Genomic DNA, 25,882 nt, shown 5'->3' on the forward strand with positions numbered 1-25,882 from the left:
CACGCAACGCCAAGGAAAGCATGTCCATCGATCTGAAACAGTTAAAGTATTTTCTTGCCGTTGCCGAGGAGAAAAGCTTCAGCCGCGCCGCCGAGCGCCTGCATATCTCGCAGCCGCCCCTGAGCCAGCAGATCATGAAACTGGAAAGCGAACTGGGCGTACGCCTTTTTGCGCGCACCACGCGCACCTTCGAGCTGACCGTGGCGGGCAAGGCGCTGATGAACGAAGCGGCCGACCTGCTGGCCAAGATGCGCATGACCATCGACACGATCCGCCAGATCGACCGCGGCGAAGTGGGCCGCTTGCGCGTGGGTATCGTCGGCTCGGCCATGTGGGGCCCTATCCCCAGCTTGCTGGAAGAATTCCAGACCAAATTTCCCCGCGTCACCTGGACCATCCATGAATTCGGTCCCACGGTGCAATACGAAGCCTTGCGCGCCAAGCAGATCGACGTGGGCTTCTGGCGCGAACCCAAGCTCAACGACGACGACTTGCGTCACGATAATCTGCGCCAGGAACTGTGCTTCCGCGAAAACGTCTGCGTGGCCGTCAATGAACACCATCCGCTGGCGAAAAACACGTCCATCGAACTGATCGACATCGCCGAAGAGCCGATGCTGACCCTGAACCTCGACAAATCCGCGTTTCCCCGCTACCTGGTGCAATGCTGCATCAACGCCGGTTTCGAACCCGTGATTTTCCAGGAAGCGAGCGAACCGCAAACCCTGCTGGCCATGGTGGGCGCGGGCCTGGGCGTGACCCTGGTGCCGGAAACGACGAGCCGCATCGGCTGGCCCGGCGTCGTGTTTCTGCCGATCAAGACGAATCCCCCGTCGGCGAATCTGTACATCAGCTACACGACACTCGACGACGCTCCCGTCGTGCGGGCCTTCCTGAATATCCTCAATCCCCCGGCTGCCTGAGAACGCGAACAAAACCTACTGCACGTCGCGATTTGCGGCCTCCGATGCTCACTGTGCATTCGCACAGCTCCGCTTCTCGACCACAACTCACTGCCGCTCGCTACGGTTTTGTTATGCGTTCTTAAAACCTATTTATATGCCCTGCATATAAATACATAAACAAAAACGTATTTGTCATACATATCTGGCATGATGCATAGTGATTCGGACGCCCATCGCGGCGCCGGTCTCGTGCTTGCCCTGCCCGTCATCTGACGGCGCATCCCAGCCCGCTCCGGCAGCCCCATTCGATGTTGTACCTATAAAAGAGACGGGGCGCGACTGTTGCATGAGCATCACACTGACGACATGAAAGCAGACGAGGTCAGCAATGATCTTGTGCAATACAGTGCAATGTTGATAAGGAATTATCACCTCATGCATCAAAAACAGGCTAAATCGGCCCCAAATTATATGTTTCACCTATAAAAAATATACAATATCGATCTTCCAGGAGCCAATTCATGAAACTTACACAATTTAGTTTGACGATCGCAGCCGTATTTCTGACTGCTCAAGCGTCCGCGGCTACCCCAAAACTGGGTGTCGTGTATGACGCGGGCGGCAAGTTCGACAAGTCGTTCAACCAATCCGCTTTCGAAGGCGCATCGCGCTTCAAAAAAGACACGGGCATTTCCTTCATCGAAGTACAGGCATCGAGCGATACGCAAGCCGAGCAAGTCATGCGCGGCCTGGCCCGCAAGAAACTCGACATGATCGCCGCCATCGGCTTTGCGCAAACGCAAGCCGTGCAAAAGGTCGCCAAGGAATTCCCGAACGTGAAATTCGTGCTGATCGACGGCCAGGCCGCCGGCAGCAACGTCAATTCCGTCGTCTTCAAGGAAGAAGAAGGCTCCTACCTGGTGGGTGTGGCGGCAGCCATGGCCAGCAAGAGCAAGAAAGTCGGCTTCATCGGCGGCATCGATATTCCATTGATCCGCAACTTCGCCTGCGGCTACGCGCAAGGCGCGAAGGCCGTCAATCCGAAGATGGAAATCACGCAAAACATGGTCGGCACCACGTCCGGCGCCTGGAATGACCCGGCCAAGGGTGGCGAACTGGCCCGCTCGCAATTCGAGCGCGGCGTCGATGTCGTCTTCGCCGTCGCTGGCGGCAGCGGCATGGGTACCCTGCAAATGGCCAAGGAAAAAGGCAAGCTGGCCATCGGCGTTGATTCGAACCAGAATCATCTGTATCCAGGCAGTATCCTGACCTCGATGGTCAAGCGCGTCGACAACACGGTCTACGACAGCTTCATGCAAGTCAAGAACGGCACCTGGAAGGGCGGCGTCAGCTATAAAGGCTTGAAAGAAGGCGGCGTGGATTGGGCGCTCGACGCAAACAACCGCAAGCTGATTACGCCGGAAATCGAAAAGCGCGTGTTGGGTGCGCGTAAGGACATTATCGATGGCAAGATCAAAGTGATCGATTACCGCGTCGGCAGCAGCTGCCCGGTTTAATTTTTCTCCGTATCTTTTAGCGCGCCGCCGGGGCCAGTCTCCGCGCGGCGCGTTTCCATGAAACTATCCAGTTATGAACCTATGCAGCCAGCAGTAGAATTTCGCAGCATTTCCAAGCATTTTGGACATGTGAAGGCGAACGCCGACGTCAGCTTCTCCATCGCCAAGGGCAGTATCCATGGCCTGGTGGGGGAAAATGGCGCCGGCAAATCGACCTTGATGAGCATCCTGTACGGGTATTACCGTGCCGACGGCGGGGAAATCCTGCTAGACGGGAAAGTACAGCCTATCCGCAACAGCCAGGAAGCAATCAACCTCGGCATCGGCATGGTGCACCAGCACTTCATGCTGGTCGAGAACTTCACCGTCCTCGACAATATCATGCTGGGCACGGAAGGCGGTTTTCGCCTGGCCAGCCACCGCACGGAAGCGGAAGCGAAATTGCGCGAGATTTGCGCGCGCTACCGCCTCGACGTCGACCCGCTGGCGAAGATCGAGGACTTGTCCGTCGGCGCGCAGCAGCGCGTGGAAATCCTCAAGCAGATTTACCGCAGCGCCAATATCCTGATTCTCGATGAGCCGACGGCCGTGCTGACGGCCCAGGAAACGGCCTCGCTGTTTGAAATCCTGCGCCTGTTCAAGGAGCAGGGCAAGACCATCATCCTGATCACGCACAAGCTGCAAGAGATCCTGGAAATCACCGACAACGTCACCGTCATGCGCGGCGGCACGGTGGTGGGCGCCGTGGCGACCGCCGGCACCTCGAAAGAGGAACTGGCCAACATGATGGTCGGCCGCCCCATCCAGAGCCACTTGCCACGGGCACCGTACAATCCGGGCGCCACGGTGCTGGAAGTGGACGGCTTGCAACTGGCCGACGAGCAGCAAGTCAAATTGCTGGCCGACATAGGTTTCAACTTGCGCGCCGGCGAAATCGTCGCCATCGCGGGGGTCTCTGGCAATGGCCAGAGCGAGTTGCTGGAAATTCTGTCCGGCATGCGTTTGCCGACCTCGGGCAAGCTGCGTTTTCTCGACAAGGACTTGCCGTTTGCCAAGCGCCACGATGCCGACGGCTTGCCGCTGGCCTTCCGCGACCTGGGCATCGCCCACATTCCGGAAGACCGCTTGCGCGACGGCGTGGTAAAGAATTTCTCCGTCATGCAAAACACCATCCTCGGTTACCAGGACCACCTGAAAAACCGCTGGGGCCTGTTCAACTTCAAGGCCATCGGCGCCCGCTGCGCGGAACTGCTGAAAACTTTCGATGTACGTCCGGCCAATCCGGACCTGCGCATCGGCTTGCTGTCGGGCGGTAACCAGCAAAAGGTGGTGATCGCGCGCGAAGTGCTGGCCAAGCCGAAACTGATGCTGGTGGGCCAGCCCACGCGCGGCGTCGACATCGGCACCATCGAAAGCATCCATACGCAATTGCTGGCCCTGCGCGACGCAGGCGTGGCGATCCTGCTGGTGTCCGTCGAACTGGAAGAAGTGCGGGCGCTGGCCGACCGTATCCTCGTCATGTGCGGCGGACGCATCACCGGCGAACTGAAAATTGAAGAATTCGATACCACCCGCATCGGCCTGTTGATGGGGGGAATGCATAAATCATGAATAACGACTTGCCACGCTGGGCGACAGCCTTTGTCATGCCCATGTTAAACCTGCTGTCGGCCTTGCTGGTCGCAGCCCTGGTGATCTATATGCTGGGCGAGGATCCGGCCGAATCGCTGTCCATCCTCGTCCACAGCGCCATCCTCAATCCGGAAGGCTTGAGCTACACCCTGTTCTACGCCAGCACCTTCATTTTCACGGGCCTGTCCGTGTCCGTGGCGATGCAGGCCGGGCTGTTCAATATCGGTTCCGAAGGCCAGATGTATATCGGCGGCCTGGGCTTGACGGTGGCCATGCTGGCCTTCGACCAGACCCTGCCCGCCTTGCTCTTGATACCGGCCGCCATGATCGGTGCGGCCCTGTTCGGCGCGCTGTGGGGTTTCCTGCCCGGCTACCTGCAAGCCAAGCGCGGCAGCCACATCGTCGTGACCACCATCATGTTCAACTTCATCGCCGCCAGCCTGATGAACTTCATTATCGTGAAGTATCTGATTCCGCCGGGCGAGCAGAACACGGCCAGCCGCGTGTTTGCGGAAAGCGGCGAAATGCCGCGCTTAAGTACCTGGTTCCCGTCGCTGGGCGACACGCCGCTGAACATCAGTTTTCTTTTGGCGATTGCCGCGCTGGTGATTTACGGCGTGATGGTGTGGCGCTCGTCGTGGGGCTTCAAGCTGCGCGCCACGGGCTTGAACAAGCACGCGGCCCACTATGCGGGCGTGTCGATCAGCAAGATGATCATCATCGTCATGCTGATCTCGGGCGCGCTGGCGGGCCTCGGTTCCGTCAATTCCATCATGGGTTCGACGCATTATCTGTCGCTGAACTTCGTTGGCGGCGCCGGCTTCATCGGCATCGCCATCGCTCTGATGGGCCGCCAGCATCCGGTCGGCATCTTCCTGTCGGCCGTGCTGTTCGGCGCGCTGATCCAGGGTGGCTTCGACTTGTCGCTGGAAAAACCGAATATCCCGACCGAAACCTTCATTTTCATCCAGGGCTTGATCATCCTGTTCTGCGGCGCCATGGAAAACTTCTACGCACCGGCCATTTCCGCCCTGCTCAAGCGCACCAAAGGCTAACACCATGACACTCGACGACTTTCAATTCGCCAGCATCCTGGTTTCGACCGTGCGCAATGCGCCCGTCCTGATCTTTGCCGCCATGGCCGGCCTGTTTGCCGAACGCAGCGGCATGATCGACATCGGCCTGGAAGGCAAGATACTGGCCAGCGCCTTCGCTTCCGCCGCCGTGGCCTACACGACGCAAAACCCGTATTACGGCATGGCTGCCGGCATGCTCGTCTGCGTCGCCCTGGCCCTGCTGCAGGCCTACGTCAGCATCACGCAAAAGGGCAACCAGCTGGTGGCCGGTATGGCGATCAATATCGCCATGAGCGGACTGACGTTTGTGCTGGCGCAGTTCTTCTTCCAGCAAGGCGGCCGCACGCCCGACCTCGGTTCGGCGCGCCTGTTCGACGTCGTCTTGCCGGGCACGCAGTACGTGGAGCACATCCCGTTCATCGGCTGGGTCTACGCCCACCTGATCGGCGGCCATTCCATCCTCGTCTACGTGGCGTTCCTGCTGATCCCGCTCGTGCACTGGCTGCTGTACCACACGCGCTTCGGCCTGCGCCTGCGCGCCTGCGGCGAAAACCCGCATGCGGCCGACTCGGCCGGCGTGAGCGTGGAAGCGACGCGCTACCTGGCCATGCTGGTGGCCGGCATCCTGTGCTCGTTCTCTGGCGCCTACCTGGCCATCGTGCAAAGCGGCTTCTTCCTGCGCGACATGTCGGCCGGCGCCGGCTACCTGGCCCTGACGGCCATGGTCTTCGGCAACTGGCGTCCCGTCTACACCTTCCTCGGCTGTCTGATGTTCGGCTTCTTCGCCGCCATCCAGATCCAGATCGAAGGCGTGGACTTGCCGGTAGTGGGCCGCATCCCGGGCTCCTTGATCCAGATGGTGCCGTACGTCGTCACGGTGATCGTGCTGGCGGGCTTGATGGCGAAATCCATCGCGCCAAAGGCGATCGGTATCCCATTTGTCAAATCGCGCTAAGTTTCAGCCTGCGCCAACTAAAAGCGAAGCCTGCGGGCTTCGCTTTTTTTATGCCTGTGCAATCTCGTCCAGCGAGAAAAACACAGCCAGGCCCAGGCTGCGCGCCACCGCCACCATCTGGTCGGCGCCCTGGGACGCGCCGCCGAGACGCAGCACGGCATCGCAATGGCTCAATAAGCGCGTCGCATGCGCGTGGAACAGCTGCTCATACACGGCGTCACCCACCCGGCTTGAGCCGGCCAGCGCCAGCATGGGCAAGGCCAGCCATTCACCGAGCACGGGCATGTGGCCCTTGGCATACAGGGGCAGGCAGACGGCTTCCATGGCCGCCACATTCGCCGCCATCAGGGCGGGATCGTCGCCCGTGCCGGAGCGATACGGGCCTGCAACGAGGATCTGCATGCCTTTTTTGACCGGCATCAGTTGTAGCTGCGCATGCTGCAGCAGCATGATGGTCTTGCCGTCGCAAATGCGGCCGTCTGCCACCATCCGCATCGCTTGCGCCAAGGGCAGTTCCAGAACTTCAATATCTTCGCCTTCGTGCGCCAGGCCGCCACCGTCGCCGATGCGGCTGGCGGGATCGTATTCGGCGACAAAGAAATGCAAACGCTCCGTCACGGAGCCGGGACTCATGAAGGCCTGGAATATCTTGTGCACCTGCCCCACCCGGTAACCGGTTTCCTCTTCCACCTCTGCGCGGATGCGCTGTTCCGCGCTGGCCTCCTCCAGCAAGCCGGCCGCTGATTCGATCAGGAAACCATCGTGGCCTTCGCGGTAGGTGGGAAAGCGGAACTGGCGGATCAGGATCACCGTGCGCTTGATCTTGTTGTAAAGCAGGATGGTGGCGCCATCGCCGCGGTCATAGGTTTCCCGCGTCTGCGTCTGCCACTGGCCATCGTGGCGCAGATAGTCGAACGTGGTCTTTTTCAGCAGATACCAGTCGTGCGACAGGGTTTGCACGCCTTGGATGCGGACCCGTTGCTGCTTGCTGTTTTCTTCGCGCATAGTGTCTCCTTGTGCTTGCACGGATCGACTTTATCATGCAAACTCGTGCAATATCAAGAAAATACAAGAAAAACCATGCTCACACATCAACGCAAACAATATCTGCTGGACTTGCTCCAGCGCGAAGGCCAGATCGTCGCCAAGGCCGTCAGCGATAGCCTGGGCTTGTCGGAAGACACGATACGGCGCGACCTGCGCGAACTGGCGAAAGAAGGGTTATTGGAGCGCGTGCACGGCGGCGCCCTGCCCTTGCTGCCAAGTTCGCCCGCGCTGGCGCCGTTTGCGGCCCGCGAACAGATTTCACCGGAAGCCAAGCCCGCCATTGGCCGCGCGGCGGGCGCCATGATACAAACGGGACAAGTGGTGTTTCTCGACGGCGGCACGACCGCCGTGCAACTGGCGCGCCAGCTGCCGCGCGACTTGCGCACCACCATCGTCACGCACAGTCCGTCGATTGCCGTCGAACTGGTGAATCATCCATCGATCGAGGTGCTGATGCTGGGCGGGCGCCTGTACAAGCACTCGATCGTCGGTATCGGTGCCGCCACAGTGGAAGCCATCGGCCGCATCCGTGCCGACCTGTATTTCATGGGCGTGTCCAGCCTGCATCCGCAAGCGGGCATCACCACCGGGGATTATGAAGAAGCTTGTGTGAAGCGTGCCCTGAGCGACGCGTCTGCCCGCACCGTCGTGCTGGCCTCGCCGGAAAAATTCAATACGGCTTCGCCGTTCCAAATCGCGCCCTTGAGCCAGGTCAACGACATCATCGTGCACCGCGACGTGGACGACGCCCTGGTCGCGCCCTACCGCGAGATGGACATCAACGTAATCCTGGCGTAAAAAAAGCGGCCAGCAGGCCGCTTTCGAATGACGTCTTTACCGCGGCCAGATCGCCTGCAGCACGGCCGCCAGGTGATAGCCGCTCTCGATCAGCTGCTGCTTGGCCAGTGCCGAGCTGGGCACGGGATAATTGTCCGGCACCGTCAAGCTCCAGACGTTGTAGACCTCGCCCTTGCGGCTCGTCTGCTGCGTGGCCGTACCGGCCACCACATCCGTGAAAGCAACCTTTGACGCCGCCAGCGAGGCATCGGCCCATTGATACGGCCAGGTGGCGGGATCGCCGGTGTTGCTGCTCACTTGTGGCGCGCTGGCAATCACGGTGCGCGCGAACTGCTGCGGCGTGCGCGTGCTCAGACGGCGCATGGCGTAATCGACCACGGTCGTGTCCCAATACGAATGCAGGGGCTTGGTGGGCGACTTCGGATAGCTGCTTGCCGGCTTGGCCGCGCCATCGTCGACCGGCAACGGCGCGGGAATCACGGCGTCCGACAGCGCCGTCATCTTCGCATCGTCGAGCAGCAAGTCGTTGCCCCCACGCGCATTGAAAACGGTGACGTCATCGATCTGCGCCTGCGTGGCGGGCGCGAAAAACTCGCCATCTTTGCCAACAAAAGCATTACCCACATGCAAAGGCTGGTGGATATCGCCCACCAGGTGCGTGATCAGGATCAATGCTTCGCGCTGGCTGAAGCCGTGCGGATTGCTGGCCGCATCAGCCTTGCCTTGCAACACCAGGATCGCCTGCTTGAGCGTCTGCACGATATCGTCGTCGGCCGTGCCCACGCCATGGTCGTGATAGTGCGCGTTCTGGAACGGCACGTTCGTGTAGTGGTATTCGCCATGCTTGGGGTTGGCCGCTACATAGGTCAGCATTTCCGGCGATTGCGGACCGCAATACGTGCCTTTCACGCAATCGGGCCAGTTGGCGATCTTTTCCAGGCTTTCGCCAGGCAACAGCAACTTGGCCACTTGCGCCTGGGCAGCGCTATCCTTGAGCAATTGATCGGCGATGGCGCCCACGGCGCGGTGGCCGTCGTTGCCCCACGCCAGCACATTACCGGAAGCAAAAGCGGCGCCTAGCGCCAGCACACTCAGCAGTTTTTGCATGTTCACCATTACTCCTTGCCTTGCGGCGTGGCCTTGGCCGGCTTCGGATACTGCTTGTTGATGTCGATCGGCTGCGCATACGCCGAACTCCACGTCTGCTCATGCAGCGCGGCGATGCGTTGCGCCATGGCGTCGTTGCGCAACACCACTTCCAGGTTGCGCGACAAGTCGAAATAGCCGCCCGCCCAGTTGCTCGTGCCGACCCAGGCCAGCTTGCCGTCGATGGTCATGGTCTTGCTGTGGATCACGCGTGCGAATGGAATGAAACCGGTCGAGGCCGTGGGAATCGTCACGATGCGGATGTCCACGTTCGGCACCAGGGCCAGGCTTTTCAGGTAGGCGATGGCCGGTGCTTCCGTGTTCCAGCTTGATACCATCAGCTTGATTTTCACGCCGCGCTGCGCGGCCGCGCGCACGGCGTTGTCGATCACGGCGTAGTACGGCCGCGTGCGGTTCGGGCCGTAGGACAGCGGTGCGTAATCGAGCAGCTGGATGCGCACTTCGCTTTGCGCTTGCGCCAGCAAGGCGGGCAAGCCAGTTTCCGAGTCGCCCACGCCAGCCGGGTTGTAGGCGTTCGGGCTGGCCAGCAGGAAAGCGTTTTGCGCGTAGTTGGCGGGCACCACCTTGCTGTTGAGCACCGTGGCGCGGCTGCCTTGCGACGTCAATGCCTGGGCTTGCCAATCCTGTTCGAAGATGGCTTGCACCTGGCTCACCATGGCGGGCTCCGTGATTCTCAAACCCGTTTCATGGATATGCTCGAACGAACGCCAGTCGAAATTCTGGCTGCCGATGTACGCCACCTGGCCATCGACGGCCAGATATTTTGCATGCACGATGCCATTGCCCGTGATTTTATTGAAGTCGATCAGGCGCAAGTCCAGGTTCGGGATCGCCCTGATCTGGGCGATGGTGGCCGCTTCCGACAAGCCCACGCCCTTCTGGTCCAGCAGGAAGCGGATTTTTATACCGCGCTGGCCGGCAGCCGTCAGGCTGGCCAGTACCTTTTCAAAGGCCGTGCCCGGTTTGCTGACGGCGTAGAACTGGGCGATGACGATCTCTTTTTTTGCCGAATCGAACAATTCGGTCCACACGGCGACGGGCTCGCGCAGGTCGGGATTCGTCAAGCTCGTTTCCACGGGCGACGTGTGCACGAGCTCAAAGCCGGGAATGGTGAAGTCCGCGTGGGCCGTGCCCGCGAACAGACTGGAAATAACGACAGAAACAAATAAACGACGCATGGTTTTTCCTGGTAAAGATTATTTGACGCGCACGATGCGGCCGGCCGCCGTGGCACTGCCAGCGGGCTTGCCGGCGCGCGCGCGGGCGGTCAGGTAATTGCTGAAGGCGTCGATGTCGCGCACGCCCGTGTCGAGCCGGCGCGTGCCGGCCGCCAGCACGGTAAAGCGGTCGCCGCCGCCGGCCAGGAAACTGTTGGCGGCGACACGGTATTGTTGATTGTCTTCAAGAGGAAGGCCATTCAGCATGATGCTGCCCGACAGCACGCGCTGGCCTTGCGGCTGCGTGCTGTCCCAACGGTAGCTAAACCCTTCGGACACTTGCAGCAGGTTGCCCTCTTCCGCCTCGGCACCCGGCCATTGCTGCTCGAGCAAAGTGCGGATTTGCGCGCCGGACAGGCTGACGACGATCAAGGTATTGCCGAACGGGACCACAGCCTGATTCTGGCCCACGTTCGTCATCAGGTCGGCGCCCGCTTCCAGGTCCTTGCGGATGCCGCCATTGTTCATCAGGCCGATTTGTGCCCCAGCAGCGCGTGCGCCGAACAGGGTGCTGTCGGCCACCAGGTCGCCCAGCGCGGAAGCGCCACTGCCCTTGGTGCTGCGGCCCACGGTGGGCACGGCGATGGCGGCCACGGGACGCGACAACTCGGCCGCGCTGCGCTGCTTGACCGATGCCAGATAGGCTGCCACGGCCGGGTCCGGCTCATACATGCCTGGCAACATGACGACGTTTTGTGCGCTGGCATCGATCAGCGCATTCTTGACGGGATCGACCTGGAGCTTGATGCGCGTGAGCATATGCCCGCCCATCTGCGCCTGCGTCACCAGCCGGCCATCGACACGGCACAGGTAACCCTGGTGCGAATGACCGCTGATGACCAGCTGGATCGCGGGGTCGAGGCGCTTCACCACGTCGACCACTTCGCCCTTCAGGTGGCTGCAATCGGGCTGGTCGACGGCTTCGCTCGTCTCGCCGCCCTGGTGCAGCAGCACGACGAACACGCCCACGCCCTGCGCCCGCAATTGCGGCAAGGTGGCGTTGATGGCGTCCGCCTCATCGCCGAACTGCAGGCCGGCAATGCCGGCGGCCGTCACGACGGACGGCGTATCTTTCAGCACGGCGCCGATCAAGCCCACCTTGACGCCATGCGCCTCTTCGATCCGGTAGGCGGGCAGCAGGGACTTGCCCGTTTGCGTGTCGATCACATTGGCGGCCATATAGGTATAACTGGCGCCCTTGAAGTCGGGCGTGAACTTGCAGGCCTTGTCGGCGCGCGACGACTCGCAGCCGCCGCGCTGCTGGCGCAGCAATTCCGCCTTGCCCTGGTCAAATTCATGATTGCCGACGGAACTGGCCTTCATGCCCAGCATGTTCATGGCGACGATGCTCGGTTCGTCCGCCCACAGCGCCGACATGGCGGGGCTGGCGCCGACCAGGTCGCCATTGCCGACAAAAATCAGCTGCGCATCTTCGCGTCGCCACGCCGTCAATGCACCAGACAAGGTATCGATGCCGCCGGCCTGCACCGTCTTGCGCTCGGCATCGGCGGCACTCGTATAGGTGAATTTGCTACGGTCGAGGTTGCCGTGAAAATCGTTCAGGGCGACCAGGTGGATATCGACGGACGTCGCGGAAGGCGCGGTAGGTGCGGCACAGGCGGCCAGCAGCAAGGTCAGGGCCGCTGCGGCGGCGAGTGGTGTCAGATGATGTTTCATGGTCCCCACATGGTTATCAGTATTCAAAAAGACTATCTCATCCGGGGGGACGCCGTGCGCCGCAAGCCCATCAGAGTATGACAAGAAAGCACAACATAAAACGAAAAAACGGCCGGTGTCGCCACCAGCCGTTTGCAACTTCAGTTAAGCGTCGAGATTAGAACTCGTACTTGACCGTAGCTTGGATCGCCCATTGGGATTCACCCTTTTGTTGACGCACGGTGTAGTCCTCTACCTTGTCACGCACTTGGTAGATATAACGGCCTTGAGCATCGAGGCCGGCAAAATCAACAAAGCTGCGGGTTTGACCACCAGCCGAGCGGAAAGCCATTTCATTGATACGGCCCCACTTGCGGTTGATCATGTTGCCCACGTTGAAGAAGTCCATCGTGAACACGCCTTTGTTGCCTTTGAAGAAGCCTGGGACTTCCTGGCTGACACGCATGTCGAAGCTGTTGGTCCAAGGCGAGAAGCTGTCGTTACGCTTCACCACGCCGCCTTTCGAACTGCGCAGGTCGCCATTGGCATTGACCAAGGACCAGAAACGGTCTTCGTTAGCGTGGTTGGTTGCCGTATCGCCACGGAATACCACTTCGCCCGAACCTGGTTTCGATGGGATGTACATCAAGTCGTTGCCGCTGACACCGTCACCGTTCAAGTCATTGCTGTAGGTCCAGCTGTATGGCTTACCCTTGCGACCTTCATAGAACAGGCCGAAGCTGGTTTTGTAGTTATCGAAGAAGCGCTTCTGGAAGTTCAACACAGCATTGAAGCGGTCTTTCACCAGGTAGCCGGAATTGGCGGCGACGTTTTCATTCGGATTGAAAATCGAACGGGCGTTGAAGTTCGACGTCGATACCGACGAGGTCAGCGGCGACACTTCCGTTGCATCTGTATAGGTGTAGGCAACCGACCAGCCAAAGCCTTTGGTCATCGGCTGGCTGACCGACAGGGTCACCAGATTGCCTGCGCCTTTGTCCGTTTTCTGCGCAACCATGACGTTGTTGAACGCAGGGTTCTTGAGTGCCTTGGCGAAGGAACCCGAGCAACCCGCATTGGTCGACGACAAGCCACCGGTCGAAGTCCAGCAATTCGTATTGTAGGCAGTATTCGAGTAATACAGCTCACGGCCATCGGTACCGGTACGCGTCGCTGCACCCAGGTTCAGATGCTCGTAGTAAATGGCATCCTTGTTTTGCGTACGCAGATATTCCGCGCCGAAAACCAGACCCATCCATGGCAGCTCATGTTCGAACGCCAGGTTGCCCTTCCAGATCGATGGCTGGCGCAGGTTAGGCGACAGGAAATCGACGTTGGCTGCAGGTGCGGCATCAGCGAAGTTCGTCGGCTGAGCGTTCGGATCAGGATTGAACAAGCCACCTACCGATGGGCAAGCCTTGAAGCCACTGGTGCCGCAACCAACGATACGGGTTGCCACGCCAGGATTAGCGAACGGGTTCGACATCCATACCGTGGCCGCCGCGCCCTGGAACAGGCCGAAACCACCGCGCAATTGGGTTGGACGGGCACTGTCGAACTTGTAGTTGAAGCCCACGCGTGGCTGCCACAGTGTCTGTCCATCGATGGTTTGCGTATTGTTCAGGCCAAAACCACCGCTTTGTACCTTGCCGGTCTGCGGGTTGCCAGCAACCATAGGTGCCGCCGCGGCAGCGTTATACAGCGGGCGGTCGCTGATGGCGGCCTTGTCGACACGCACGCCATACTGCACGGTCAACTGTTTGTTGACGGTCCATACGTCTTGGGCGAAGAAGCCATAGTTTTTCAGGCTGAAATCAGCAATGGCGTTTTCCAGGGAACCGCCTGCCAATGGTACTTGCACCTGGTAAGAGCTCGGGCGTCCGGTACGGAAATTTTCCAGTACGGCTTGTTCCTGAAGAGCGGCTGAACTGTTGCAATTGAAAGTAGTGCTGCCGTCCGCGTTTGGTTTGACAAACGAATATCCGACATTATTGATACAGCCGAAGGTGTAGTTGCCATTGATGTTCTGCAGGAACGCATTGTAGACATCGTTCTTGCTGAAGTCGCCGCCGAACTTGACTTCATGATCGCCCAGGGCCCAGTTCGCGCCCAGGTAGGCATCCTTGGTCTTGGTGCGCAAGACGTTAAACTGATACGACTGATCGGTACCGAAGTTCAGGAAACGGTCGTTGGTCGACACGCCTGCAGGCGATCCCGCCGGCAAGGCACCCGTAAACTTGAGCGACATGGTTGGCAGGGTGGAATTGTTCTTCGGCAGACTTTCATAGTCGCGCGACGATACTTTGAATTCCGTCGAGAAATTTGGCGTCCAGTCGGCAAACCACTGGCCGACGATGGTTTCGATCGACTTTTCCTGCGAACGCCAAGCCGAGTTCAAGGCGATACCGCTTGACGTTACGCCGGTAAACATCGGCTCGGACTGATCGGTTTTGGAATAGCGAACCATCGCGCGATGGTTGTCGTTGATGTTCCAGTCCAGTTTCAGCAAGACATCATCAACCGTCAACTTCGTACCGGCAGGCACGGTGGTGGTGCCGACTGGCAAGTTGTACTTTTCTTTGGCAATCGTCTGTAAACCCGCAATAGCGGATTCGGTAACGCCGACGTTCGTCATCGAGCTGCCCAGCGGACCAAAGTTTGGTGCCGTGCGGGTACTTTCCAGCTTTTCTTTGTTTGCAAAGAAGAACAGCTTGTCTTGGATCAGCGGGCCGCCAACGGAAATGCCCTTGGTCGTTTCGCGGAATGGCGCTGGTGCGTAATAGCTGTCTTTGACGTTGTCGTAACGGTCACCCGCCATACTGTCATTACGGAACACGTAATAGACACTGCCCTTGACATCATTGGTACCGGACTTGGTCACGGCGTTGATGTTGGCGCCCGTGTAGCCTTTTTGCGTCACGTCGTAGTTGGCGACGTTCACTTGCACGGACTGGATCGCATCGATCGAGATCGGCTGCTTGGCCGTCGGGCTGCCGTTCGATTCCAGGCCGAAGGTATCGTTCACGGCCACGCCATCGATGGTCATCGAGTTATAGCGCGAGTTTTGACCGGCAACGGACAATTCGCCGCGCTCTTTGTCCGTTTGCGAAACACGCGGATCGGAACGGGCGTAATCTTGCAGATTGCGCTGGATCGACGCTTGCATGGCCAGCTCATTGGCACCAATGTTGGTGCCGGCGCCCATATTGCTGCGGTTAAAGATCTGTGCGCGTGCGCCCGTGCCCGTGACGTTCACGGTTTGCATCTGTGCGCCCAGGGTGGCGTCCACATTGGCCGTTTCAGCCAATTGCACGTACACGCCTTCGCGTTTTTCCACTTCACCATTCTTGGTGATGGTGATGGTGTATGGACCGCCGGCACGCAGGCCGCGCGCGACGTAACGGCCTTCCGCATCGGTCGTTACATTGCTGACGGAACCCGACTCGGTGTGCACAATGGTAACGGTGGCACCAGCTGCCGGCTTGCCGTCAGTGGCCGAGATACGGCCGCCAATGGAAGACGTAGTGTTCTGTGCGAACGATGGTGCCGCCGCCAGTGCAATAGACAGGCTTAACGCGATTTGCGTCAGCCGAAGTCGCTTGTGATTGATCATCTTTAACCCCAGAAAAGACTATTATTTTTTGAAAATCCTGGATTGCCCCACCGTCCGGCTGCGCCGCACAGCAACACAAACACAACATTTCCTCTTTACGATGCTGCAACTGTTACGCCGGCGGGACTGGCTGCGGTCCTGACAAGACCATCACAAAACGCCGCTCCACACATCACAACTATTCATATCCAGACAATAACGGCGGAAAAAACCACATCCGATCCGTACGACCCAGGGCGCTAGCACCTGTGTCATTCATCCCACATGCTTACCCGGCTAACATGGCAAGCCGCGAGTGTAATTGTTAAATATTTCAAGACTGTGACACGGCGGCAAAATACAGAAGAATGTCGTCATTTAGCTGCGCGACTATTTGTTTCACTCTGCATCTCACCTTTATTTACTGCAAATACCCATCTTCATACGATATCGCCCAGATGAATTGTGACTTTTTAATATCATCTTCATCTCACTATGCATCATCAAAAAATGGATGACAAATACGATTTTTTTTATATATTTATATATTTAAAATATAAATAGCATGGGGTAACTAGCTGGATTGATATCGTGCTGACAGCGTCCGGGCTTATGGCGCGTGATTATAAATGAGCAATATGTACTTGAAATTGATTCATCCATGAAATCGGATAAAGTCGTGTATCTACTGTTAATTGTGTCGCATGGCCGCCACAAAATTAACAAAATAACAGCGCGACATTTAAGATGAGGAATAAAAAATGGCCGGAAGATCCGGCCATTTAAGAGTATCAGTTATGAACGTCGCGCAACTTACGGTTTTCCACCCTTGCCTGCCTTGTCGGCTGCGGCAATTTGCGCTTCAAAACGGGTGAAACGGGCATTGAGCGCTTTCAGCAAACGCTGCTTGTCCGCTTCCGCCAGGAAGGAATAGCGCAGACTGTTGTACGACAGCTTTTTGATTTCCGCATAATCGGTCTTGTACTGGCTGGCAAACAGCACGTATTCATTCGACAAGGTATTGCGCGACACACCCGCGTCATCGGTGGAGATCACAAAAGGAACGCCATATTTGCGGTACAGGGTAATCGGATGGGCCTGGCCCTTGATACCGAGGATGTAATCGTTGCTGGTCAGATTCACTTCCACGGGGATGCCCCGCTCGCGCATCTTTTGCATGGTCGCCAGCGCATTGTTTTCGTACGCGATATCCATGCCGTGGCCGATACGGTCGGCGCCCGCCACATCGACGGCTTCGGCGATATGGAAGGCCATGCCTTCCGGCGGCACCATGCCCAGCGCCAATTCGCCGGCGTGCAGGGCGATTTTGACGTTCGGATACTTTGCCTTGAGGAACTTGAACATTTCCATGTGCAGGCTGTAGTCGCGCATGGACACGTTCACGCTTTCCTGGCCCACGATATTCACGCCCACCAGCAGCGGATTCAAGCTCGCTGCCTTGAACGCGGCCACCATGGACGAGAACACTTGCGATGGAGACAGGAAACGCAGCACATACGCCTGGTAGCGCATGGTGAAGTTCGCATCGTCGATGCCGGTGCTGCTGGCGTTGACGTTGTCGTTGTATGCGGTGATGCTTTTCTGGAAGCTGGCGTCCTGCTCCAGGTTCTGCGTCCAGTTGGCCAGCACGGCTTGCAATGCTGCCGGCTGCAAGCCCGGCGCCAGCACCTGCTGGTCGAACTGCGCGTTTTGCACGAATGGCGACAGCTCGAAAATCGTCTCGATGTAGCTGAGGTTTTCCGCGATGGCGCGCTGCTTCAGGGTTTTCAGGCCATCGGCCGTATTGCTCGACGCGACGGGGCCGAAGTAGCCGAAGGTGTCAAAAAAAGTGCGGTCCGGCGGCGTCTGGATGGCGCCGTGGTTATAGAAATCCTTGGTCGACCAGCGCTGCAGCAATTGCGCATACAGGCCCGCATCGGCAAACACTTCCGTGGACGACAGGCAGCCACGCTGCAAGGCCGGCTTGGCGCGCTCGGCTGCCACGACGTCCTTGTTGCTTTCGATGCGGTAAGTCGTCTTGTTGACGCAATAGTTTTCCTTGTCGACCCAGTCAAGGAATTGCTCGGCGTAAATGGCACCCGAGTAATGATGATGCAGATCACCGCCCTTGGGCATCATGGAAAAGAACAGGCTCAGCTCGGCTGTCTTCGGCTGGGTGCCCGAGACCAGGGCGGCAAAATGACGCGCGGTGGCCGCTTCGTTGGAAGACGGGGCGGCCTGCGCCGTTCCGGTCAATGCCAGCGCGGCGCCAAGCGCCAGGCCAGTGAGTTTCTTGTGCATTCGCGTTCTCGCTCAGGATAATTCGTGTTGAACAACGGGTAGGTCAGCCTTGCCCCCGCACATGCACGCATTGGCCGCCCGAATAGGTGGCGGCCACGGCGCGGTCGTCGCCCAGCAGCGCAAAGGCAAACAGCAATTCCTCCAGGCTTTGACAGCCGGCCGTGCGGCGCTCGAGCAGCGGCGTCGATTGCTTGTCGAGCACGATGAAGTCCGCTTCCGTGCCAGCCGTGAAATTGCCCAGGGTGCCTTCCAGTTGCATGGCGCGCGCGGCGCCCAGGGTCGCCAGGTAAAACATGCGCAAGGCGGGCAGATAGCTGCCTTTCAAGCGTGCTACTTTATAGGCTTCGTTCATTGTTTGCAACATCGAGAACGAGGTGCCGCCGCCCACATCGGTGGCCAGCGACAGCAGCACTTTCGCCGCATCGGCTCGCTCGAAATCGAACAGGCCGCTACCGAGGAACAGGTTTGACGTAGGACAAATGGCGGCCGCCGACGATGTTTCCGCCATGCGCGCGCGGTCGCGCTCGTCAAGCCAGATGCAATGGCCGAACATGGCGCGCGGGCGCAGCATGCCGTACTGGTCATACACATCGAGATAGCTGCGCGCCTGCGGATGCAGTGCGCGCACCCAGCGGCATTCATCTTCGTTTTCCGACACGTGGGTTTGCAGATACGTATCCGGATAGGCGCGCGCCAGCTCGCCCGCCAGATGCATCTGTTCATTCGTCGACGTCGGCACGAAACGGGGCGTGATCGCATACAGCGAACGGCCGTGCTTGTGCCAGCGCCGGATCAGCTCTTCGCTTTCGCGCGCGCCGGACTCGGCCGTGTCGCGCAGGAACTCGGGGCAATTGCGATCCATCATGACCTTGCCTGCCACCATGCGCAAGCCGCGCGCCTCACTGGCGCCAAAGAAGGCATCGACCGATTGCGGATGCACGCTGCCATACACCATGGCCGTCGTGGTGCCGCAGCGCAGCAGTTCGTCGAGGAAAAACTCGGCCACGTTGCGCGCATGCTCGGGATTCTCAAACGCGCGCTCGGTCGGAAAGGTGTACGTTTCCAGCCACGGCAGCAAACCAGGTGCGGGCGAGGCGATCATCTCCGTCTGCGGGAAGTGCAGGTGGGTGTCGATGAAACCGGGCACGATCAGCTTGCCGCGGTAATCGACGATCTGCGTGCCGGGTGGCAAAGTCGCTTGCAACTGCGCATAATCGCCGGCTACCACGACCTTGCCATCGGCCACGATCAGCAAGCCGTCCGCATGCCAGGCGTGCGCCTCCTCGCTAAAGGCGGGATCGGCGTGGAAGTGCAGCAAGCTGGCTCGGTAAGCTTGCAATGTGGCAGGAACAATCGGCATGACTTCTTTCTATAACGGGTGAATGGCGGCGCGTGTCCGGCGTCGCGGTGGCGCGCTGGCAGAGGCCAGCCGCAGCGGTGCGGCCAGGACGGCAGCGGCCGCCTCTTCCCACACCATCAGTAATTGACAGGCAACGGAGGCGGCGATCACGGCCGGCGCCTTGTTGCGGATGCCGGGCATGCCGATCGGACACACCATGGCGGCGATGCGCTCGTCCGGCACGCCGCGCGCCCGCAGGCGGTGCTCGAACTGCTTGCGTTTCGTGTGCGAACCGATCAAGCCGAACCAGCCAGCATCCTCGCGCTCCATGATGGCTTGCGTCAAGCGTTGATCGAGCGCATGGCTATGCGTCATGACGAGAAAACTGCCGCCGGGCGGCGCCATGGCGACAAATTCCTCGGGCGTGTCGGTGGCGGCGATGCGGACATTATCAGGTATCTGCGCGGGAAACATGTCTTCGCGTTCATCGACCCACGTGATATTGCAGGGCAAGTGGGCCAGCGCGCGCACGATGGCGGCGCCCACGTGGCCGGCGCCGAACAAGGTCAGGTGCGCGCGCGGCGCCAGGCAGGGGTCGACCAGCCAGCGCCGCCCTTCGCTCCCCTGCGCCACATGGGTACTGCGTTCGCGCGAAAACGTGTCAGGCGCCTGTTCGCCAGAGCCAGCGATCAAGCTACCAGCAGCATCGAACAAGGCCGAGGCGGGTTCGCCGTCGAGCGCCGTCAACCGCCAGCTGTCTTGCTGGCGGCGTTCGCGCAAGGTGGCCAGCAACGCATGCAGGCTGGCGTCGACATACTCGAAAGCCAGGTGGACGACGCCACCGCAGCATTGTCCCAGGCTGGGGCCCAGCGCAAAACGTTCGAGCCGCGCTTGGGTGTCGCCCGTGGCCAGCATGGTCTTGGCGATTTCCACGGCGCGCAATTCCAGATGTCCACCGCCGATGGTGTCCATTTGACCATCGAGGCTGACGCGCATCTTCGCGCCCGCCTCGCGCGGACCGGAACCTTCCACCAGGGCGACCGTCACCAGCACGGATGCCTGCGCGTCATTCTCGATTGCTGTCAGCCAGTCGCTCATCGTCAGCCCCTATGCGCCGGCATGCGCCGCTTGCACGGCCATCACCGCCTTGAGGATTTCCTCGCTGGTGGCGGGCGCATTCAGCGGTGGTTGCACGGCGTGATGGCCGACGCTGGAAATGGCGTCGCGGATGGCAAAGAACACGGAAAACGGCAGCAACAATGGTGGCTCACCCACAGCTTTGGAACGGTGGATGCTGTCTTCCACGTTGCGGTTCTGAAACAGCTGGACGCGAAAATCTTCAGGGCAATCGGAAATGCCGGGGATCTTGTACGTCGATGGTGCATGCGTCATCAGCTTGCCCGCCGCATTCCACCACAGCTGCTCCGTCGTCAGCCAGCCCATGCCCTGGATAAATGCGCCTTCCACCTGGCCCAGATCAATCGCAGGATTCAATGACTGGCCCGCATCGTACAAGGCATCGGCACGCAGCAGCTTCCATTCGCCCGTCAGGGTATCGACCACCACTTCGGCCACGGCCGCGCCATACGCGTAATACGAAAACGGATGGCCCGTCATCGTCTTCGCATCCCACGACAGGCCAGGCGTGGCATAAAAACCGTCCGACCACAGTTGTACACGGGCCAGATACGCCTTCTGCACCAGCTCCGCAAACGGCACGGCGTGACCATTCACGAGGATATGGTTGTTAAAGAAGCGCACGGAAGCCATCTCACCGCCGTACAGTTTGACCGCGTAGTCGGCCAAGCGTTCACGGATCTGGCGCGCCGCATCCTGCGCCGCCTTGCCGTTCAAGTCGGCACCGGTGGACGCCGCCGTGGCTGACGTATTCGCCACCTTGCTCGTATCGGTGGCCGTGGCCCGTACCTTGTCCAGGTCCAGGCCCAGTTCGTGCGCCACCACTTGCATGACCTTGGTATTGATGCCCTGCCCCATTTCCGTGCCGCCATGGTTGACCAGCACGGAGCCATCGACATACACGTGCACGAGCGCACCGGCCTGGTTCAGATGCGTGACGTTGAAGGCGATACCGAATTTCAGGGGCGTGAATGCCAGGCCCTTCTTCAGGATCGGGCTGGCCTCGTTGAACGCATCAATAGCCAGGCGGCGCGCGCGGTAATCGCTGCTCGCTTCCAGTTCCGCGACAAGTTCATGAATGACGTTGTCGACGATTTTCTGCCCGTACGGCGTGACGTTGCGTCCTTCTACATCGTTGCGGCCATAGAAATTGAGCAGGCGGATATCGAGCGCATCGCGTTGCAAATGGCGGGCGATTTCATCGATGACGTACTCGATGGCAATGGCGCCCTGCGGCCCGCCGAAGCCCCGGAAAGCCGTGTTCGACTGCGTATTCGTCTTGCCGCAGGCGGCGCGGATGTCCACGTCGGACAGGTAATAGGTATTGTCGAAGTGGCAGACGGCGCGCGTGGCAACAGGGCCGGACAAGTCGGCCGAGTATCCGGCGCGCGTGGTCATGTCGACCTTGGCGGCAAGGATGCGGCCATCGTCGTCATAGCCCACTTCGTATTCATAGTAGAAACAGTGGCGCTTGCCCGTCACCAGCATATCGTCGTCGCGGTCGGCGCGCAATTTGACGGGACGCTTCAATTTCGCCGCCGCAATCGATGCCGCCGCCGCCCACAGGGCCGACTGCGATTCCTTGCCACCAAAACCGCCGCCCATGCGCCGGCATTCGACGGTGATGTTGTGCGAATGCACGCCCAGCGCATGCGCCACCACGTGCTGCATCTCGCTCGGATGCTGGGTCGAACACAGCACCAGCATGCCTTGCGCTTCCTTCGGGATGGCGTAGGAAATCTGTCCTTCCAGATAAAACTGTTCCTGGCCGCCCACATACAGCTGGCCCTTGATCACGTGCGGCGCGCCCTCGAACGCGGCCTGGTAGTTGCCGCGCGTCAGCTGCATCGGTGGCAGCACATACGATTGCGCGGCCTTGGCCGCTTGCGGCGTCATGATCGCGGGCAATTCCTCATACGACACTTGCGCCAGGCGGGCCGCGCGGCGCGCATGGTCATGCGTATCGGCCACCACGATGAAGATGGGCTGGCCCACGTATTGCACCAGCTCCGCGGCCAGGATGGGATCGTCATGGATGATGGGACCGCAGTCATTGGTGCCGGGAATGTCGTGTGCCGTGTAGACGGCGACAACACCGGCAGCAGCACGCACGGCAGACAAATCCATGGCCGTGATGCGCGCGTGGGGCTTTTGCGACAGACCCAGCGCCGCGTGCAAGGTGCCTTGCAGCTCGGCGATATCGTCCGTGTACGTGGCTTGCCCCAGCACATGCAATTGCGCCGATTCATGTGGGCTGGGCTTGCCCACGGCGGCCCAGGCGGCCGCTTGCAGTTCGGGCGTGGCAGGATGGTTCATGCTGGTCCTTTCAGGCGCGGCAAGCGTAGGCGTTGACGGCAGTGCGCAGCAAAGGCGCACCGGGGCGTGTTTCCAGCCAGAAGCGGCGCAACAGGTTTTGCGCCGTCGTCATGCGGTAAGTGTTCGACGCGCGCATGTCGGACAGCGGTGCGTAATCGTCAGCCAGCAAGCGCATGGCGATGAGCAAGTTCTCTTCCGTCCAAGCCTGTCCGCGCAAAAACACTTCCGTTTGCGCGGCCCGCTGCGGCGTGGCCGCCATGCCGCCAAAGGCGACGCGCGCGTCAACAATGCGCTCGCCATCGAGCTCAAAGGCAAACGCGGCGCACACGGCCGAGATATCCTGGTCGAAACGCTTGGCCAATTTATACGTGCGGAAATGCACGTCGGCACGGGGCAAGGGCACGCGCACGGCTTCGACGAATTCGTCTGGCTGCAGATCTTTCTTTTGATAACCGAGATAAAAATCTTCCAGCGGCATGCTGCGCTGGCCAGCAGGTCCACGCAGCACGATCTCGCTGCCCAGCGCAATCAGCCACGGCATCGAGTCGCCGATCGGCGAACCATTGGCCACATTGCCGCCCAAGGTACCGGCGTTGCGGATCGGCAAGGAAGCAAAGCGCTGCCACAGTTCCGACAATTCTTCCGGATAATGTTCGCAAAGCGCCGCATAGGCATCGTTGAGGCTGGCGCCGGCGCCGATGTGCAGCTTGCCATCGTCCACGGCGATGCTTTTCAGCGCCGCGACATTACCGAGATAAATGATGTCGCCCAGGTCGCGCAATTGCTTGGTCACCCACAGGCCAATATCGGTGGAGCCGGCCAGCAGGCAGGCTTGCGGCTTTGCCGCGCGCAATGCCACCAGTTCATCAATGGTGCGCGGCGCGTGGAAGTGCTGGCCGCCGTGTTCATACGTAGTCAGGCTGCCGCGCTGCAGCGCCTGCAATTGCACGCGCAACGCATCGCGGTCGAATGCCACATGTGGCAATTCACCCATGCGTCTGGCTGCATCGATGATGGGCCGGTAGCCCGTGCAGCGGCATAGATTGCCCGACAGGGTGTCGTCGATTTCACAGCGCGTGGGCGTCTCGCCGTTTTTCTCCAGATACATGCCCCACAAGGACATGACAAAACCGGGCGTGCAAAAACCGCACTGGGAACCGTGGCACTCGACCATTGCCTGCTGCACCGGGTGCAGGGCGCCATCGGGCTGCTGCAAGTCTTCCACGGAAAACAGGGCCTTGCCATCGAGAGTGGGCGTGAGCTGGATGCAGGCGTTGACGGCTTTCATCTCGACCTGGCCGTCCACCAGGCTGCCGATGACCACCGTGCAGGCGCCGCAATCGCCTTCGGCGCAGCCTTCCTTGGTGCCCGTGCAATGCAAATCCTCGCGCAGGTGCTGCAACACAGTCTGCGTAGGGGCGGCGTTGCGTACTTCCTGTACGGTACCACGATAGTAAAAACGGATCGGTTCTGACATGCTGGCCTCGGTATAGTCCCAGTATAGGAGATTAACACCGGCATATGGGACAACTATACGCAAAGACTGATTTTACTTATCATCCCATCTCAATAGAACTCACTCCTGGAACGGATGCACCGCATGCCAGTGTTCGGCAATATCGATACGGCGCGTGATCCACACTTGCTCATGACCCTGCACATAGTCGAGGAAGCGCGCCAGTGCGGCCGCGCGGCCAGGCCGCCCCACCAAGCGGCAATGCAGGCCTACCGACAACATCTTCGGCTGATTCAAGCCGTCCGGATCGCCTTCCGCGTACAGCACATCAAAGGCATCCTTCAGATAATCGAAGAACTGCGTGCCCGAATTAAAGCCCTGCATAGCGGCAAAGCGCATATCGTTCGTATCCAGGGTATAGGGCACTATCAGTTGTGGCTGCACGGCCGGCATGCCGGCGGCATCCGTGTACGCCACCTTTTCCCATAATGGCAGGTCGTCGCCATAATAATCGGCGTCATAGCGGAAACCGCCATGTTCAACCACCAGTTTGCGCGTATTGGGCGAATCGCGCCCCGTGTACCAGCCTTGCGGGGCGGAACCCGTCAATTCGCGGATGATCTGCACGGCTTCGCGCATGTGTTCGCGTTCCGTCGCCTCGTCCATGTTTTGATAGGAAATCCAGCGCAAGCCATGGCAGGCGATTTCATGCCCCAGTTGTTGGAAGGCAGCCACCGCCTCCGGATTGCGTTTCAAGGCCATCGACACGCCAAACACCGTCAGCGGCAGGCGCCGCTCCTCGAACATGCGCAGCAAGCGCCACAGCCCGGCGCGCGAACCATACTCATAAATCGACTCCATGCTCAGGTGGCGCGCTGGAAAAGCGGCCGCACCGATCATCTCCGATAGAAACGTTTCCGACGCGGGATCGCCATGCAGCACGCTGTTTTCCGCCCCTTCCTCGTAATTGAGGACGAATTGCAGGGCGATGCGGGCCTTGCCCGGCCATTGCGGATGGGGTGGCGTGCGGCCATAGCCGATCAAGTCGCGTGGATAATCTTCGTAATTGTTCATGCGGAGGCGCGCCTATAGGAGGACAATGTTGGCTATATGCCCAATCATATAGCCCGGCGCAGTCACCGGTATATGATTTGCACGATAAGCACATTCACTCACCCTATATACAGGATAGCAAATGGGAAAACTCAGCACGCATGTACTCGATATCGCCCACGGCAGGCCGGGAGCCGGCGTCAAGGTCGCCCTGTTTTCAGTCGCGCCGGAAGGCAAAGTGTTATTGAAGATGGATATGACGAACAGCGACGGCCGCTGCAGCACCCCATTGCTGGAAGGCGAGAGCATGAAAGCGGGCCAGTATGAGCTGGTGTTCAATGCCGGCGACTATTTCGCCGCCCAGGGCGTAGAACTGCCATCGCCCCGCTTCATTGACCTGGTGACGCTGGCCTTCGGCATTGCGCATACGGATGAGAACTACCATGTGCCGCTGGTGGTGTCGCCGTGGTCGTATTCCACTTACCGCGGTAGCTGATGCCACGAGGCCAACAATGTTGTCGGATTACGCTACGCTAATCCGACCTACCGGACTTTACATGAGCGTAGGTCGGCTTAGCGCTGCGCGCGTAAGCCGACACCACCCGCGGCGTATCAAACCACCAGACGAAAAAAAACCCGCCAATTGCTTGACGGGTTTTTCTCTACTGCGAATAACAAGCCTGACGATAACCTACTTTCACACTGGTTGCAGCACTAT

General features: G+C 59.7%; 17 protein-coding genes and 1 pseudogene. 7 read left to right on the forward strand and 11 right to left on the reverse strand.

Annotated elements, in window-relative coordinates:
- Nucleotides 1–20 precede the first annotated feature (20 nt).
- From JAB6_RS14830 to JAB6_RS14855, 5 genes are all read left to right on the forward strand, one after another.
- Nucleotides 21–923 carry a LysR family transcriptional regulator gene (locus JAB6_RS14830; protein WP_034754538.1) on the forward strand — a complete coding sequence of 301 codons (903 nt, stop codon included), beginning with the start codon at nt 21–23 and terminating at the stop codon, nt 921–923.
- Between the two features lie 503 nt (nt 924–1,426).
- Nucleotides 1,427–2,422 (forward strand): BMP family protein, encoded by a 996-nt coding sequence (locus tag JAB6_RS14840; RefSeq protein ID WP_034754523.1) that lies wholly within the window; start codon nt 1,427–1,429, stop codon nt 2,420–2,422.
- A gap of 81 nt (nt 2,423–2,503) precedes the next feature.
- Nucleotides 2,504–4,033: an ABC transporter ATP-binding protein gene (locus JAB6_RS14845; RefSeq protein WP_070303427.1), complete on the forward strand. Its 1,530-nt coding sequence runs from the start codon at nt 2,504–2,506 to the stop codon at nt 4,031–4,033.
- Nucleotides 4,030–5,109, forward strand: a complete 1,080-nt coding sequence (locus JAB6_RS14850; RefSeq protein WP_070303428.1) for an ABC transporter permease — start codon at nt 4,030–4,032, stop codon at nt 5,107–5,109. The genes JAB6_RS14845 and JAB6_RS14850 overlap by 4 nt, the downstream gene beginning before the upstream one ends.
- A 4-nt stretch (nt 5,110–5,113) precedes the next feature.
- Nucleotides 5,114–6,085, forward strand: a complete 972-nt coding sequence (locus tag JAB6_RS14855) for an ABC transporter permease (RefSeq protein WP_034754516.1) — start codon at nt 5,114–5,116, stop codon at nt 6,083–6,085.
- Nucleotides 6,086–6,505: 420 nt separating this feature from the next.
- On the opposite strand, the pseudogene JAB6_RS29710 reads toward JAB6_RS14855, so the two are convergent.
- A pseudogene (locus JAB6_RS29710) lies at nt 6,506–7,090 on the reverse strand (NUDIX domain-containing protein); the annotation flags it as partial.
- 75 nt (nt 7,091–7,165) lie between these two features.
- Between JAB6_RS29710 and JAB6_RS14865 the strand changes: the two are divergent.
- Nucleotides 7,166–7,930, forward strand: coding sequence for a DeoR/GlpR family DNA-binding transcription regulator (locus JAB6_RS14865; protein WP_034754511.1), 765 nt, complete (start codon nt 7,166–7,168; stop codon nt 7,928–7,930).
- Between the two features lie 36 nt (nt 7,931–7,966).
- Here JAB6_RS14865 and JAB6_RS14870 read toward each other — a convergent pair whose 3' ends face one another.
- The 10 genes from JAB6_RS14870 to puuE form a co-directional block, all read right to left on the reverse strand.
- Nucleotides 7,967–9,037 (reverse strand): S1/P1 nuclease, encoded by a 1,071-nt coding sequence (locus JAB6_RS14870; RefSeq protein WP_034754692.1) that lies wholly within the window; start codon nt 9,035–9,037, stop codon nt 7,967–7,969.
- Between the two features lie 8 nt (nt 9,038–9,045).
- Nucleotides 9,046–10,275 (reverse strand): phospholipase D-like domain-containing protein, encoded by a 1,230-nt coding sequence (locus JAB6_RS14875; RefSeq protein WP_070303430.1) that lies wholly within the window; start codon nt 10,273–10,275, stop codon nt 9,046–9,048.
- Nucleotides 10,276–10,293: 18 nt separating this feature from the next.
- Nucleotides 10,294–11,991 (reverse strand): bifunctional UDP-sugar hydrolase/5'-nucleotidase, encoded by a 1,698-nt coding sequence (locus JAB6_RS14880; protein ID WP_070303431.1) that lies wholly within the window; start codon nt 11,989–11,991, stop codon nt 10,294–10,296.
- A 157-nt stretch (nt 11,992–12,148) separates the two neighbouring features.
- Nucleotides 12,149–15,583: a TonB-dependent receptor gene (locus JAB6_RS14885; RefSeq protein WP_070303432.1), complete on the reverse strand. Its 3,435-nt coding sequence runs from the start codon at nt 15,581–15,583 to the stop codon at nt 12,149–12,151.
- Between the two features lie 792 nt (nt 15,584–16,375).
- Complete coding sequence (locus JAB6_RS14890; RefSeq protein WP_070303433.1) at nt 16,376–17,863, reverse strand: adenosine deaminase; 1,488 nt, start codon at nt 17,861–17,863, stop codon at nt 16,376–16,378.
- Between the two features lie 43 nt (nt 17,864–17,906).
- Nucleotides 17,907–19,223: a guanine deaminase gene (gene guaD, locus JAB6_RS14895; RefSeq protein ID WP_070303434.1), complete on the reverse strand. Its 1,317-nt coding sequence runs from the start codon at nt 19,221–19,223 to the stop codon at nt 17,907–17,909.
- Between the two features lie 9 nt (nt 19,224–19,232).
- Nucleotides 19,233–20,300: a xanthine dehydrogenase accessory protein XdhC gene (gene xdhC, locus JAB6_RS14900; protein WP_070303435.1), complete on the reverse strand. Its 1,068-nt coding sequence runs from the start codon at nt 20,298–20,300 to the stop codon at nt 19,233–19,235.
- Nucleotides 20,301–20,309: 9 nt separating this feature from the next.
- The gene (xdhB, locus tag JAB6_RS14905; protein ID WP_070303436.1) at nt 20,310–22,655 is read right to left on the reverse strand and encodes a xanthine dehydrogenase molybdopterin binding subunit; all 2,346 of its coding nucleotides are present in this window, start codon (nt 22,653–22,655) and stop codon (nt 20,310–20,312) included.
- A 10-nt stretch (nt 22,656–22,665) separates the two neighbouring features.
- Complete coding sequence (xdhA, locus tag JAB6_RS14910; protein ID WP_070303437.1) at nt 22,666–24,132, reverse strand: xanthine dehydrogenase small subunit; 1,467 nt, start codon at nt 24,130–24,132, stop codon at nt 22,666–22,668.
- Nucleotides 24,133–24,231: 99 nt separating this feature from the next.
- Nucleotides 24,232–25,185 carry an allantoinase PuuE gene (gene puuE, locus JAB6_RS14915; RefSeq protein ID WP_070303438.1) on the reverse strand — a complete coding sequence of 318 codons (954 nt, stop codon included), beginning with the start codon at nt 25,183–25,185 and terminating at the stop codon, nt 24,232–24,234.
- A gap of 121 nt (nt 25,186–25,306) precedes the next feature.
- On the opposite strand from puuE, the gene uraH reads away from it, so the two are divergent.
- The gene (gene uraH, locus JAB6_RS14920; RefSeq protein ID WP_070303439.1) at nt 25,307–25,660 is read left to right on the forward strand and encodes a hydroxyisourate hydrolase; all 354 of its coding nucleotides are present in this window, start codon (nt 25,307–25,309) and stop codon (nt 25,658–25,660) included.
- The last annotated feature ends 222 nt before the right edge of the window (nt 25,661–25,882 follow it).

This window comes from Janthinobacterium sp. HH104, assembly GCF_001758715.1.
Classification (GTDB): domain Bacteria; phylum Pseudomonadota; class Gammaproteobacteria; order Burkholderiales; family Burkholderiaceae_D; genus Janthinobacterium; species Janthinobacterium aestuarii.